General features: G+C 32.2%; 13 protein-coding genes. 9 read left to right on the forward strand and 4 right to left on the reverse strand.

All coding sequences use genetic code 11. From position 1 onward, the window contains the following. Nucleotides 1-2: 2 nt before the first annotated feature. From glgB to IX290_RS00660, 4 genes are read right to left on the reverse strand one after another with little or no spacing between them, the layout of a single operon-like run. On the reverse strand, nt 3-1,955 hold the full coding sequence (gene glgB, locus IX290_RS00645; RefSeq protein ID WP_211491291.1) for a 1,4-alpha-glucan branching protein GlgB: 1,953 nt from the start codon (nt 1,953-1,955) through the stop codon (nt 3-5). Nucleotides 1,956-1,988: 33 nt separating this feature from the next. After that, nucleotides 1,989-4,370 (reverse strand): glycogen/starch/alpha-glucan phosphorylase, encoded by a 2,382-nt coding sequence (locus tag IX290_RS00650; protein WP_211491292.1) that lies wholly within the window; start codon nt 4,368-4,370, stop codon nt 1,989-1,991. Between the two features lie 31 nt (nt 4,371-4,401). After that, on the reverse strand, nt 4,402-5,910 hold the full coding sequence (gene malQ, locus IX290_RS00655) for a 4-alpha-glucanotransferase (RefSeq protein WP_211491293.1): 1,509 nt from the start codon (nt 5,908-5,910) through the stop codon (nt 4,402-4,404). 22 nt (nt 5,911-5,932) lie between these two features. Further along, nucleotides 5,933-6,718, reverse strand: coding sequence for a helix-turn-helix domain-containing protein (locus tag IX290_RS00660; protein WP_211491294.1), 786 nt, complete (start codon nt 6,716-6,718; stop codon nt 5,933-5,935). Between the two features lie 289 nt (nt 6,719-7,007). On the opposite strand from IX290_RS00660, the gene IX290_RS00665 reads away from it, so the two are divergent. The 9 genes from IX290_RS00665 to IX290_RS00705 all read left to right on the forward strand — a co-directional run bounded on the left by IX290_RS00665 (nt 7,008) and on the right by IX290_RS00705 (nt 13,978). Continuing rightward, complete coding sequence (locus IX290_RS00665) at nt 7,008-7,268, forward strand: hypothetical protein (RefSeq protein ID WP_211491295.1); 261 nt, start codon at nt 7,008-7,010, stop codon at nt 7,266-7,268. 27 nt (nt 7,269-7,295) lie between these two features. Then, nucleotides 7,296-7,847, forward strand: coding sequence for a DJ-1 family glyoxalase III (locus IX290_RS00670; protein WP_211491296.1), 552 nt, complete (start codon nt 7,296-7,298; stop codon nt 7,845-7,847). A 172-nt stretch (nt 7,848-8,019) separates the two neighbouring features. Further along, nucleotides 8,020-8,280 carry a 30S ribosomal protein S20 gene (gene rpsT / locus IX290_RS00675; RefSeq protein ID WP_211491297.1) on the forward strand — a complete coding sequence of 87 codons (261 nt, stop codon included), beginning with the start codon at nt 8,020-8,022 and terminating at the stop codon, nt 8,278-8,280. 75 nt (nt 8,281-8,355) lie between these two features. After that, the gene (locus tag IX290_RS00680; protein ID WP_211491298.1) at nt 8,356-8,859 is read left to right on the forward strand and encodes an HAD-IIIA family hydrolase; all 504 of its coding nucleotides are present in this window, start codon (nt 8,356-8,358) and stop codon (nt 8,857-8,859) included. A gap of 10 nt (nt 8,860-8,869) precedes the next feature. Continuing rightward, nucleotides 8,870-9,361 (forward strand): MogA/MoaB family molybdenum cofactor biosynthesis protein, encoded by a 492-nt coding sequence (locus IX290_RS00685; RefSeq protein WP_211491299.1) that lies wholly within the window; start codon nt 8,870-8,872, stop codon nt 9,359-9,361. 304 nt (nt 9,362-9,665) lie between these two features. Then, nucleotides 9,666-9,869, forward strand: coding sequence for a glutaredoxin family protein (locus tag IX290_RS00690; protein ID WP_211491300.1), 204 nt, complete (start codon nt 9,666-9,668; stop codon nt 9,867-9,869). 1 nt (nt 9,870) lies between these two features. Then, complete coding sequence (locus tag IX290_RS00695; RefSeq protein ID WP_211491301.1) at nt 9,871-12,117, forward strand: ribonucleoside-diphosphate reductase subunit alpha; 2,247 nt, start codon at nt 9,871-9,873, stop codon at nt 12,115-12,117. Beyond that, on the forward strand, nt 12,110-13,144 hold the full coding sequence (locus tag IX290_RS00700) for a ribonucleotide-diphosphate reductase subunit beta (RefSeq protein WP_211491302.1): 1,035 nt from the start codon (nt 12,110-12,112) through the stop codon (nt 13,142-13,144). The genes IX290_RS00695 and IX290_RS00700 overlap by 8 nt, the downstream gene beginning before the upstream one ends. 87 nt (nt 13,145-13,231) lie before the next feature. Then, entirely contained in the window at nt 13,232-13,978 is a 747-nt protein-coding gene (locus tag IX290_RS00705) for a YdcF family protein (RefSeq protein WP_211491303.1), read from the forward strand. The last annotated feature ends 37 nt before the right edge of the window (nt 13,979-14,015 follow it).

Below are 14,015 nucleotides of genomic sequence, written 5' to 3' on the forward strand. Positions count from 1 at the left end.
CACTATTTTTTTACTTTTTTGTTGTTCTTTAAAATAGTACCTGATATTTTATCCTTCTTGGTGCTCTCTTTTTTCTCTGTTTTCTTATCAACCTTCTTTCTCTGCTTCTCCGCTTTTAAAAAGATTACGGAATTTCCCTGTATGTCAACTTCTATATGCTGTTCCTTAAAATGCCATCCCTCATCCTTTGGTATATATATTTTTCTCTTTGTAAATCCGCTTCCACCATACTTAGGATCATCACTGTTAAGAAGTGTTCTGTATCTGCTTGTCTTTTCCACTCCTATTTTATATCCATGTTTTGCTTCACCTGAGAAATTAAATATACCAACTATACTTTCTTCCTGATCTTTAGATTTCCTTCTAAATATGATCACATTTCCATCGTGATTTTCATGCTCTATCCATTCAAAAGTGTCTCCAGTATCTGACCAGAGAGATTTTTCTTTAAGGTACATCTTATTTAAGTCTCTTGTATAATCAAGCATCTTTTTGTTCTCTTCTTTTTTTAGAAGATCCCATTCAAGTTGCTCATAAAATCTCCATTCAAGCCCCTGTGCAAATTCATTACCCATAAAATTTAATTTCTTACCTGGGTGAAACATCTGGTAACCATATAGTGCTCTTACATTTGCCATTTGAGCCCCTAGGAATCCAGGCATTTTATTCAATATAGATTTCTTTCCATGTACTACTTCATCATGTGAAAGAGGTAATACATAGTGCTCTGAAAAGGCGTACATAAATGAAAATGTAAGTTTTCCATGATGGTCTTTTCTGAATAACGGGTCAACTTCAAAATATTTTAAAGTATCATTCATCCATCCCATATTCCATTTTCCATCAAATCCAAGTCCTCCATCTTCAACTGGCTTAGTTACATTTGGCCAGGCTGTAGAATCTTCACCTATTATTACACAATTTGGAAAATCTTCATGAATTACAGAATTAAATTTCTTAAAAAATTCAACTGCACCAAGGTTTTCCTTTCCACCATATTGATTTTTAATATCATCATGGTCTAAAGTTGGTAGATATAGCATATTTGCAACTGCATCTATTCTTATTCCATCTATGTGGAAAATATCAAACCAAAAGTTTACATTTGAGATTAGAAAACTTTGTACTTCATTTCTTGTAAGGTCAAAGTTACATGTTCCCCACTCTCTATTTTCTCCCATTCTTGAATCTGCATACTCATATGTAGGTGTTCCATCAAATCTATATAACCCATGAGCATCTTTACAGAAATGTCCTGGTACCCAATCCAGAATAACTCCTATATTGTGTCTATGCATATAGTTTATAAAATACATAAAATCTTCAGGAGTTCCATATCTGCTTGTTACTGAATAATATCCAGTTCCCTGATATCCCCATGATGCATCAAGTGGGTATTCATTTACTGGCATTATCTCAATATGAGTATAATTGAGATCTTTTACATATTTACAAAGTTTTTCAGCAATTTCTCTATAGTTTAACCAGTGTCCTTCATCATCAAGCTTCCATGATCCTAAATGAACTTCATAGATATTTACAGGTTCATCTAAACCTATACTTCTCTTATTTATCCATTTAGTATCATTCCATTTAAACTCTGGAATACCATAAATCAAGGAAGCAGTCTTAGGTCTCATCTCTGAGTAAAATCCATAAGGATCTGCTTTAAATACTACATTTCCATCTGCCTGTTCAACTTTAAATTTATAAAGATCATATTTTTTTAGACCTTTGACAGCTAATTCCCAAATTCCTTCATTGTTGATTTTATTCATACAATGGTCTCTTCCATCCCAATTATTAAAATCTCCAACTAATGATATACTTCTTGCATGAGGAGCCCATACACGGAACATCACTTCATCATCTCCTATAAAGTGTGCTCCCATATATTTATATGCCTGCCTATGTTCTCCTCGATGAAACAAATAAATGTCCAATTCGTTTTCCATTTTCTTCCTCCCCAAAACCCAAAAACTAAACTACTATAACTTAGCAGGAACTATATGCCAAATTTCATCTGCATACTCTTTTATAGTTCTATCAGATGAGAATTTTCCAGCATTAGCTATATTCATCAATGATTTTCTAGCCCAGTCCATTCTATCTGTATACTCTTTATTTATAATCTGTTGAGTTCTTCTATAAGCCTCAAAGTCTTCTAATACAAAGTATTGATCTGCCTGTTGCCAAGGTGCATTTTCCATAAGTAATCTATGAATAGTTCCGTATACACCATTTCCTAAGTCGTTAAATGTTCCATCAACAAGTGAGTCCACTACTTTTTTAAGTCCAACTACACTGTTGTAAGGTACATGTGGATCATATCCATTCTTTCTCATCTCTTCTACTTCTTTTACTGTAAGTCCAAAGATATAGTTGTTATCTATTCCTGCTTCTTCAACTATCTCAACATTGGCTCCATCCATTGTACCTAATGTCAATGCCCCATTTAGCATAAATTTCATATTACCAGTTCCAGATGCTTCTTTACCTGCTGTAGATATCTGTTCAGATATATCTGCTGCTGGGAATATCTTCTGAGCAACTGATACTCTATAGTTTTGTACAAATACAACTCTTAATTTATCATTTACTGCAGGGTCTCTATTTACCATCTGTGCAACTTCATTTATAAGTCTTATTATTCCTTTAGCTACAAAATATCCAGGTGCTGCCTTAGCTCCAAAAATATATGTAACAGGAGTAAAGCTCATATTTGGATATGCTTTTAGTCTATTATACAAATCTATAATCTGGAATACATTTAAAAGCTGTCTCTTATATTCATGTAGTCTTTTAATCTGTACATCAAATATAGAATCTGGATTTATAATTATATCCTGAGTTCTATGTAGATATTCTGCAAGTTCAACTTTCTTTTCATGTTTAATATCAAGTATTCTTTGTAGAACTTTTTCATCATTAACATACTGTTCAAGTTTTTTAAGCTCAGTAAGATTTGTTATCCATCCATCACCGATAAGCTCTGTTATATAGTCAGCAAGTTGTGGATTTGACTCAAGTAGCCATCTTCTTTGAGTTATTCCATTAGTCTTATTTAGGAATTTTTCTGGATATAATTCATACCAGTCTTTCAACTCTTTTTTCTTTAATATCTCTGTATGCAACTCTGCAACACCATTTACTTTTGAACTTCCATATATTGCAAGCCAAGCCATATGAATCATATTGCCATTTATTATCTGCATTCTATTTTGTCTTCCTTGATCATTAGGAAATTTTTCAGCAAGAACTCCTCTTAACTGATTATCTATTCCCTGAGTTATCTGATAAACTCTAGGCACTACCTGTTCAAATAATCCTACCCACCATTTTTCTAATGCTTCTGCAAGTATTGTATGGTTTGTATATGAGAATGTCTTCTCAACTATTGCCCATGCATCTTCCCATTTAAGTCCTTCAAGGTCTATAAATATTCTCATAAGTTCTGGAATACCAATTACTGGGTGAGTATCATTTAGTTGAATAGCAACATAGTCTGAGAATTTACTGAAATCTGTTCCATGAACCTTTTTATATTTCTTAACAATATCCTGAAGTGATGCTGATACAAAGAAATATTGCTGTTTCAATCTAAGTTTCTTTCCTTCATCAGTAGAGTCATTTGGATATAATACTCTTGATATATCTTCACTTAAAGTCTTATCCTGAGTTGCATGAAGATAATCCTGTTGATTAAATTTTCCAAGATCCAAGTCAACTAAAGAGTGTGCTTCCCAAAGTCTTAAGGTATTTATATTTTTAGTTCCATAACCAATTATTGGCATATCATATGGTAATGCTCTTACACTTCCATCTCCAAAAGTTACTATAACCTCGTCATCTGGACGCATTACTGACCATACATCACCGTATTTAAGCCAGGTTTCAGGTTTTTCTATCTGATATCCATCTCTAAATTCCTGATTGAATATTCCATTTCTATATCTTATTCCATACCCTTGCCCAGGAAGATTTAAAGTGGCAAGTGAATCCAGAAAACATGCTGCAAGTCTTCCAAGACCACCATTACCAAGTGCTGAATCCTCTTCTGCATCTTCAACTTTATTATAGTCAATTCCCAGTTCTTTAAATAACTCTTTTACCTCTTTTTCAATTCCTAAGTTAATAAGGTTATTACCTAGTGCTCTTCCCATTAAAAACTCTGCTGAAAGATAAAAAGCCTGTTTTTGTTGAGAATACAATTTTTCTGTATCATACCAATCTTCTGCAATTTCCTGCATTATGGTTTCTCCAAGTGCTCTGTAGATTTCAAAATCTTTAGCTTCACAAAGCTCTTTACCAAAACTTATTTTTAAGTTCTTAAGCAATTGCTCTTTTAAATATTCTTTTTCAATTACCATCTTTCATCCCTCGCATATCTATATATATTAATTATCTGTTAAATGATTTTGTAACTTCTCTAAGTCTGGCTGCTGTATCATCTGTAAGTGCACTTTCATCCATTCTCCATCTCCAGTTTTCACCAACAGTAGCAGGAGTATTCATTCTTGCATCTGATTCAAGTCCTAAAAGATCCTGCATCTGTACAAGTACCATATTTGCTACACTGCTCCAAAGAGTCTCTATTACTCTCCAGTTGATTGGATCCCAGAAATTTCTTCCTCTAGGAGTAAGCCATTGTTTTAGATATTCATCACATCTATACTTAGTTCCACTATCTAAAGATTCATACCATCCAACTATTGTGTCATTGTCATGAGTTCCACTATATGCTACACAATTTTCTATATATTTATGTGGTAGATATTTATTTTCATCATCTCCAAAGGCAAACTGAAGTATTCTCATTCCAGGATATCCACTTCTTCTTAAAAGTCTTTCAACCTGTGGTGTTAAGAATCCTAAATCTTCAACTATTATTGGAAGTTCTCCAAGCTCTTTTTCAATAGCTCTAAAGAGCTTCATTCCTGGTCCTTTTTCCCATTTACCTTTAATTGCTGTCTTTTTACCAGCTCTTATACTCCAGTAAGCTTCAAATCCTCTAAAGTGATCTATTCTCACAATATCATATATGTTAAAAGAAAATCTTATTCTTTCAATCCACCATCTGTAACCTGTTTTTTCCAATTCTCTCCAGTTATACAGTACATTTCCCCAAAGTTGTCCTGTCTTGCTAAAATAATCTGGTGGGCATCCTGCAACTTTTTTCACTCTCTTAGATTTTGTAAATTGGAAAAGATTACTGTATTCCCATGTATCTGCACTGTCTGTTGCAACAAAAATAGGAATATCTCCTATAATCTTTATCCCTTTACTATTTGCATAATCTTTAAGTCTATACCACTGAGTATAAAAAATAAATTGAACAAACTTGAAATAATTAAAATTCTCTTTATCTTTCTCATTGAGCTCAATTTTTTTTATATCTCTACGTCTATAATCTTTAGGCCATCTGTTCCATGGCATTCCACTAAATTTGATTTTAAGTGCCATATAAAGTGCATAGTTTTCAAGCCAGAAGCTATTTTCGCTTTCAAATTTTTCAAATTTGGATTTCAGTTCTCCATCCTCTTTTACTCTTTTTGAAAACACTTCAAAAGCTTTTCTTAAAACAGCTTCCTTCTTTATATGTACTCTACTATAATCAACTTTTCCTTTATTATTATTTTTCAAACCTTCAAGTTCTTCAAAAGATATATAATTGTTATCAGCAAGTTCTTTTGGATCTATAAATAAAAAATTTCCTGCAAAAGCTGAATAACATTGGTATGGTGAATCTCCAAATCCTGTCGGTCCCAATGGAAGTATCTGCCATAATTTCTGTCCTGATTTTTCTAAAAAATCCACAAATTCATAAGCACCTTTCCCAAAATCGCCTATTCCATACTCTCCTGGAAGAGATGAAATATGCATTAAAATTCCGCTACTTCTTTCAAACATCTGTTCCTCCCAAATCTTTACACTACCTAATCAAATTCTTATGCTCATGCAAAGTATCTATTTTAATTTTTTCATCAAATGATTCCTCGTATATCTTAGCAAGCTTAGCCATATATATATCACCATGAATATGTTCAGATATTATCTTTATAAAAACTTCATCATTGGTGTATATACCATCTATGCTGTCATCTCTTTTAGTAACTACAAAACTATATCTAAGATCTGCTACCATCATAATTCGTGTAGGATTATTATAGCTCTCTACCACATTACTCTTATGATATACCTCTATATCTAATCCCATATCATCAACTTTATTAAAAGAAAAAATAATTACTCTTACTCCTCTTTCAATAGCTCTCCTTAATGAATCTCTATATTCTAAAAGTTTGAAATCACTATTTATATAAATTTCATCTGTAGCATTGTCTATTATTTTGGTAAGGATTTTACTTATATTTTCCATTCCTTGGATTTTATAGAAAAATTCTTTCTCTCTTTTTATTTTCAGTCTACTGAGGGAGTGTTTTAATCCCTTCATATTAGCACTAAATTTTTTTTCTAAATCACAAAATAACAGTTCTGGATCCTTAGCCTCATATTCTTTCGTACTTCCTGGTATCATCAAAATATATCCATTCTTATACATAAGGTCTAAAGTTTGATAAACTGTTGATTTAGCAACGCCTAATTCTTTTGTAAGTTTATAACCATTAGCTTTTCCTATTTTTAATAGTGTTGTGTATATAATCGCTTCAGTTTTGGAAAAACCAAAGTTAATTAGATGCGTTATAATTTCTTTCAATCTTATCCCCTTCTCTATAAAGTAGTCTTTTTTTAGACTACTACTGTATATTACAATTATATCTCAAATAGTGTTTACTTTCTATATCTTTTACCAGTTTTTTACACACATTATAATGAAAATTATATCGTTTTATTTCATTATTTTAGAATTCCAAACAAGGTTTCATTCTGTTTTCACACTATAAACACCCAATAATTATATACTTTTTACAACGATTATAAAATTGACAATCCTACTAAGAAATGATAAAATAAAGGCGTAAAAATATTAGAATGAGGTGAATAATATGACAGGATTTGATAGTTGGGAAGAGAACTTATATGACTCAACATTTGATACAATGTTTGATGCTCTTTCAGAACAATATAAAAATGGAGAAATTACAGTTGAAGAACTTAAAAGAAATATAGAAGAACAACAACAAGTTCTTTTAAATGCTTTCTTTGAAGGAGAAACTAAATCTGCTTATTGTAATGCAGTTGTTGATGCACATCAATTTGTACTTGCTTTAATCAACAAAGGTAAATTAAAAGTAGAAAATAACTAGAATCCAAAAAGGGGGATGAACAAGTTTATGAGTAAAAAAGTATATATATTGTTAGCTGACGGTTTTGAGTTAATAGAGGCATTAACACCAGTAGATGTTTTAAGAAGAGGTGGAGTTGATGTTGCAACTGTATCTATAAATGACGATTACGATGTTGCTTCAGCTCAAAAGGTAACAGTTAAGAGTGATGTTCTTCTTTCTCTACACGATTTAAGTGATGGTGATATGCTTGTTCTTCCTGGTGGATTTCCAGGATATGAAAATCTTGCAAACTCTAAAAGAGTAGTAGAATTAGTAAAAGAGTATGATAGTAAAGGTAAGTACATTGCAGCTATATGTGGAGCTCCCACTGTACTTAGCAAAAACGGTATTATGAAAGGTAAAGTTTTAACATGTCATCACTCAGTAGCTGAAGATATGAAAGATTATAAATATACTGGTAAAGTTGTTGAAACAGATGGCAACCTTATTACAGCAATTGGAGCTGGTAAAGCCCTTGATTTTGCATTGAAAATGGCTGAAGTTCTAGTTGACAAAAATACTATGGATAAAATCAAAAAAGGTATGGAAATAAAATAAAAAATATGATAGAATATGTTTGGTCCATTGTACAAGAAGGTGTCTCTTTTGTAGCTTAACTTAAACGAATTAAAATAACTTCAGTCAATATAAATTGACATTTTGTTTAAATTATGTTATCATCTTATGGAAAAAATTTAAAAATTGTTTTAAAACTTAGGAGGTTTTTAATTTGGCAAACACAAGATCAGCTAAAAAGAGAGTATTAATAGCAGAAAGAAACAGAATGAGAAATCAAGCAGTTAAATCTAGAGTTAAAACTATGGTAAAAAGAGTTTTATCAGCAGTTGAACTAAACGAAGCAGAAAATGCAAAAGAAGCTTTATCAGTTGCATACAGAGTATTAGACAAAGCAGTTTCTAAAGGAATTGTTAAGAAAAATACAGCTTCTAGAAAAAAAGCTAGATTAGCAGCTAAAGTAAACGCACTTTAATTTTGTACTTCAAGGATATCCTGAATTCAGGATATCCTTTTTTCGTATATACAAAAAATTAATAAGGAGAGAGAGATGATTAAACTTATATTATTAGATGTAGATGGAACCCTTACTAATGGAAGAATCTATATGGATGACAAAGATAATGCCTGGAAAGCTTTTGATGTAAAAGATGGTTTTGCCATTGCTCAATGGGTAAAACTAGGAGGAGTTGCTGGAATTATTACTGGAAAAACTTCAGTTATTGTAAAAAGACGTGCACAGGAACTTGGAATCCAGGAGCTTGTTCAGGGAGTTAAAAATAAAGTAAAAGAGCTTGAAATATTAGCTGATAAATATAATCTATCTAAGGATGAGATAGCTTACATTGGTGACGATATAAATGATTTAGGTGCTATGTCAAAAGTTGGATTTTCTGCCTGTCCTTACGATGCAGTTCCTGAAGTATTGGAAAGAGTTGATTTTGTATCTTCTAAAAAAGGTGGATATGGTGCTGTAAGAGAGATTTTTGAGAAAATCATGAAAGAAAATGGTATGTGGGATAAAGTTCTGCACAACTATCTCAATGAAAAATAGGAGGTAGCAAATGTTCAATGTAGCAATAATCTGTATGAGTGATAAAGGTTCAAAAGGTGAAAGAGAGGATCTTTCTACCAAAGTTATTGAAGAGATAGTCACATCTCGTGGATACAATGTAACAGAAAAAATTCTTATCCCAGATGAGATAGATATTATAAAGAAAAATCTTATAAGAGTGTGTGATGAAGAGATTGCTAATCTTATTCTCACTACTGGGGGAACAGGTTTTTCAAAAAGAGATGTGACTCCTGAGGCCACAGAGGAGATAATTGAAAAAAGAGTTCCTGGAATTCCTGAAGCTATAAGGGCTTATTCTATGACAATTACTAAGAGAGCTATGCTATCCAGGGCAACTGCTGGAATAAGAAAAAATACTCTTATTATCAATCTTCCTGGTAGTCCTAAAGCTGTAAAAGAGTCTCTTGAATATATAATTGATGACCTCAAACATGGCCTGGAGATACTACTTGGAACTGCTCATGAGTGCGCAAAAAAATAAAAAAGTATCTTTTTTAAAAAAAATGTGCTAAAATAGAATTAGCTTTAGTTAGAGTTACTTTACTTGGGTGGCTCTAACCCCCATAGGAAGTATGTTGAATCGTGCATGCTTCCCCTTGGAAAATATTCACCATAAGTCGAAATTATATTTTGACTTATGGTTTTTTTTATACTTCCACATTTTAATTTAACTGGATAAATTAAGTATAAAAAAATGTTGAAAAATAAATTTTTTTATGTAATAATACTATATGTAGTATTAAAAAAAACATGATATAGAATATATAGTATATTTGGAGGTTAAGATGATTAAAGTTTATGGAAAAGCTGGATGCAGTAAATGTGAGGCTTTAAAGAGCAGATTAAATAATGATGGAGTAGAATTTGAATATATAGAAGATTTAAAAACTCTTATGATAGTTGCAAGTAAAGCAAGAATCATGAGTGCACCAGTAGTTGAGAAAGAGGGAAGTTACTACACTATGGAAAAATTCCTAGAGGTTCTGTAGTATGAGACAGGTTATAAACAGAGCTGGAATAAAAGAGGATTTGGATATAACAAAAATAAGAGAAAAACTCATAAAAGCATGTGATGGTCTTGAAGTAAATATGGTACAACTGGAAAGCCATATTGATTCAATATATCAGGATGGAATAACAACTAAAAAAATTCAGGAATCTCTTATTAACCAGGCTGTAAGTATGGTGTGTTTTGAAGAACCTGACTGGACTTATGCAGCTGGTAGACTTCTTATGATGGAGACAGAAAGAGAGGTCTTTCATAAAAGAGGATTCTCTTATGGAGATTTATTTAGAACTATCTCATATCTCACTGAGTTAAAATCATATGACGCAAGATTACTTGAATATTCAAAAGAGGAGATAGATACACTAAACAGTGTTATTGATCCTGAAAGAGATATGCTTTACGACTATGCTGGGGCAAATATGTTTGTCAATAGATACCTTTTAAAATACAGAGGAAAGACATTCGAACTTCCTCAGGAGGTATTTATGTGCATAGCTATGCTCCTTGCAATAAATGAAGAGGATAGAGTAAATACAGCTATTAGATTTTACAACGCTCTATCACAGAAAAAAATATCATTAGCAACACCAATCCTTGCTAACTTAAGACTTCCTAAAGGAAACTTGTCATCTTGCTTTATCACAGCTATTGATGATAATATTGAGTCTATTTTCTATAATATTGATACAATTGCTAAAATAAGTAAAAATGGCGGTGGTGTAGGTGTCAATATCTCCAGAATAAGAGCAAAGGACTCAATGGTAAATGGATATTTTAATGCAAGCGGTGGAGTAGTTCCGTGGATCAGAATTATAAATGACACTGCTGTTGCTGTAAATCAGCAGGGACGTAGAGCAGGTGCTGTAACTGTAGCAATTGATTCATGGCATTTGGACATTGAAAGATTTTTAGAGCTTCAAACTGAAAATGGAGATCAGAGAACAAAAGCTTATGATATCTATCCACAGGTTGTAGTTTCAGATTTATTTATGAAAAGAGTAGAGGAAAACAGTGACTGGACACTTGTAGACCCTTATGAGATAAGACAAAAGTACAATGTTGAGCTTTGTGAATATTATGGAGAGGAATTCGAAAGATTATATCTTGAAATAGAGAAAGATTCATCTCTTACTCTTCGTAAAGTAATAAATGCAAGAGAACTGTTTAAAGAGATAATGAAGGTACAGATAGAGACTGGAATGCCTTATATTTTCTTTAAGGATAATGCCAACAAAGCAAATCACAACAGCCATATGGGTATGATAGGTAATGGAAATCTTTGTATGGAAAGCTTTTCTAACTTTGCACCTACTAAAAATTTCAAAGAGGAAACAGAGGGTGAAAAAGGTATAAGAACTGTTGATTTAGGAGAGATTCATACATGTAATCTTGTTTCTATGAACCTTGCTGAGATGACAAGATGGGAGATTCCAGAGATAACTGATATTGCTGTTAGAATCCTTGATAACACAATAGATCTTACAAAAACTCCTATTAAAGAATCAGATAAACACAATAAAAAATATAGAGCCATTGGAGTAGGAACTATGGGACTTGCTGACTTTATGGCTAATGAATATATGATATATGAAGAATCTCTAGATGAGATTGATAATCTCTATGAGGAAATTGCTTTATATGCTATCAAATCATCTGCACTTCTTGCTAAGTCCAGAGGAAAATATCCTGCATATGAAGGTTCTAAATGGAGCCAGGGTATCTTCTTTGGAAAAGATAGAAAATGGTACAAAGAGAATTCAAAATATGCAGATAAATGGATGGAAATTTTTGATCTGGTAGAAAAATATGGACTTCGTAACGGTGAACTGTCAGCTGTTGCCCCTAACACTTCTACATCACTATTAATGGGAGCTACTGCTTCTGTTAATCCTACTTTTTTAAGATTTTTCATAGAGAAAAATCAAAAAGGTGCTGTACCAAGAGTTGTAAAATATTTAAAAGACAGATCTTGGTTTTATCCTGAATTTAAAAATGTAGATCCTCAAATCTATGTAAAAATGATGAGTAGAATTGGTAAATGGACTACTCAGGGAGTGTCTATGGAACTTCTTTTTGACCTTAATAAAAATATAAGAGCAAAAGATATATTTGATACTCTTCTTACTGCATGGAAAGAGGGATGTAAATCTGTCTACTACATCAGAACAATTCAAAAGGATACAAATATAACTAAAGATAAGAAGGAGTGTGAAAGCTGCAGTGGATAGAAAAAGACTTTTCAATCCTGAGGGTGTTGACTCTCTAATTGAAAGAAAAATAATAAAAGGAAACAGTACAAATATATTTAACCTCAACAATGTTAAATACCAATGGGCTAACCACCTATATCGTACTATGATGGGAAACTTCTGGATTCCTGAAAAAATTGACCTTACTCAGGATAGAACAGATTACAATAATCTTACTAATCATGAAAGAGAAGCATACGATGGTATACTTTCCTTTCTAATCTTCTTAGACAGCATTCAGACCAACAATATCCCAAACGTGTCTGATTATATAACTGCACCTGAAGTAAACCTTATACTGTCAATTCAGACCTTCCAGGAGGCTATTCACTCTCAGTCATATCAATATATTATAGAGTCTATTCTTCCTAAGGAGACTAGAAACTATATCTATGATAAATGGAGAGAAGATGAGGTTCTATTTGAAAGAAACAGGTATATAGCAGAGATTTATCAGGAATTTATAGATAATCCAAATGATAAAAACTTTGCTAAGGTTATAATTGCTGACTATCTATTAGAAGCACTTTATTTCTATAACGGATTTAACTTCTTCTATCTGTTAGCTAGTAGAAATAAGATGATGGGAACATCTGATGTAATAAGACTTATAAATAGAGACGAACTATCCCATGTAATTATTTTCCAACAGATGTTTAAAGAGATCGCTCATGAAAATCCTGAATTCTTTGACGAAGATATTGTATATGAGATGTTTGAAAAAGCTGTAGCCCAGGAGATAGCTTGGACTGATCACATCATAGGAAACAATATTTTAGGAATTACTAAAGAAACAACTGAAGCTTATACAAAATGGCTGGCAAATGAAAGACTTAGAGCTATAGGTCTTAAACCTATCTATTCTGGATTTGAAAAGAACCCATATAAGCATCTTGAAAAATTTGCTGATACTGAAGGAGAGGGAAATGTTAAAGCCAACTTCTTTGAGGGAACTGTAACAAGTTATAATATGAGTTCTTCTATTGACGGATGGGATGAATTCTAAAATAAAAATAAAAAAGCAATCTTTTATGGTACAATGAACCTAAGAGGTTGCTTTTATTATATTAAAATGGGGAGGGAATGAATTTCTATGCAAAAATTGATAACTCTTGCTATTTTTTCACCACTGCCAATAATTATAATTCTTATTCTAATAGGTCTGTCCATAGTATGGAGAAGAAGAAAAAGAGGTATTCTCCTTATTGTTATAGGGATATTTTTATACTTTTCTTCTACTGATTATTTTATAAACAGCCTTTTCTATCAACTGGAAAAAACTTATCCTCAGATCACTCAAAATGAACTTGAAAAAGGAGAGGCATATATACTTTTAGGAGGGGGAATAACCTTGGATACTGCTGGTGGCAATGTTCCAACGGTATATGCTGACAGCAGAATATTGACGACTACCCAGTACTATTTTAAATATCCTAAAAAAATATATATTTCTGGAGGAATGGTTCTGCAGAGTACTGCAAGTGAAAGCTCTATATACAAAAAGGAGCTGGTAGCACTTGGAGTAAAAGATGAAGATATTGTTCTTGAAGAAAAGAGTAAAAATACCAAGGAAAATGCACAATATATTGGTGAAAGCTTAAAAGAAAATAATACTAAATCTGCAATACTGATAACTTCAGCTTTCCACATGGACAGAAGCTTTAAAATATTTCAAAAATTTATCCCAGATGTGGAGTTCTATGCTGCACCATGTAATTATTTTGCATCTAAGATCAATGACAGAACTATAAGCTTTATCCCTTCTTACTATAATTTTGTCAAACTTCAATTTGTCATGTGGGAGATAGTTGGAAATATATATTATAAAATAAAATATTAATTTTGTTTAATTTTTGACCATAAAAAAAGAGGACTCG

The organism is Fusobacterium sp. DD2 (assembly GCF_018205345.1).
Taxonomy (GTDB): domain Bacteria; phylum Fusobacteriota; class Fusobacteriia; order Fusobacteriales; family Fusobacteriaceae; genus Fusobacterium_A.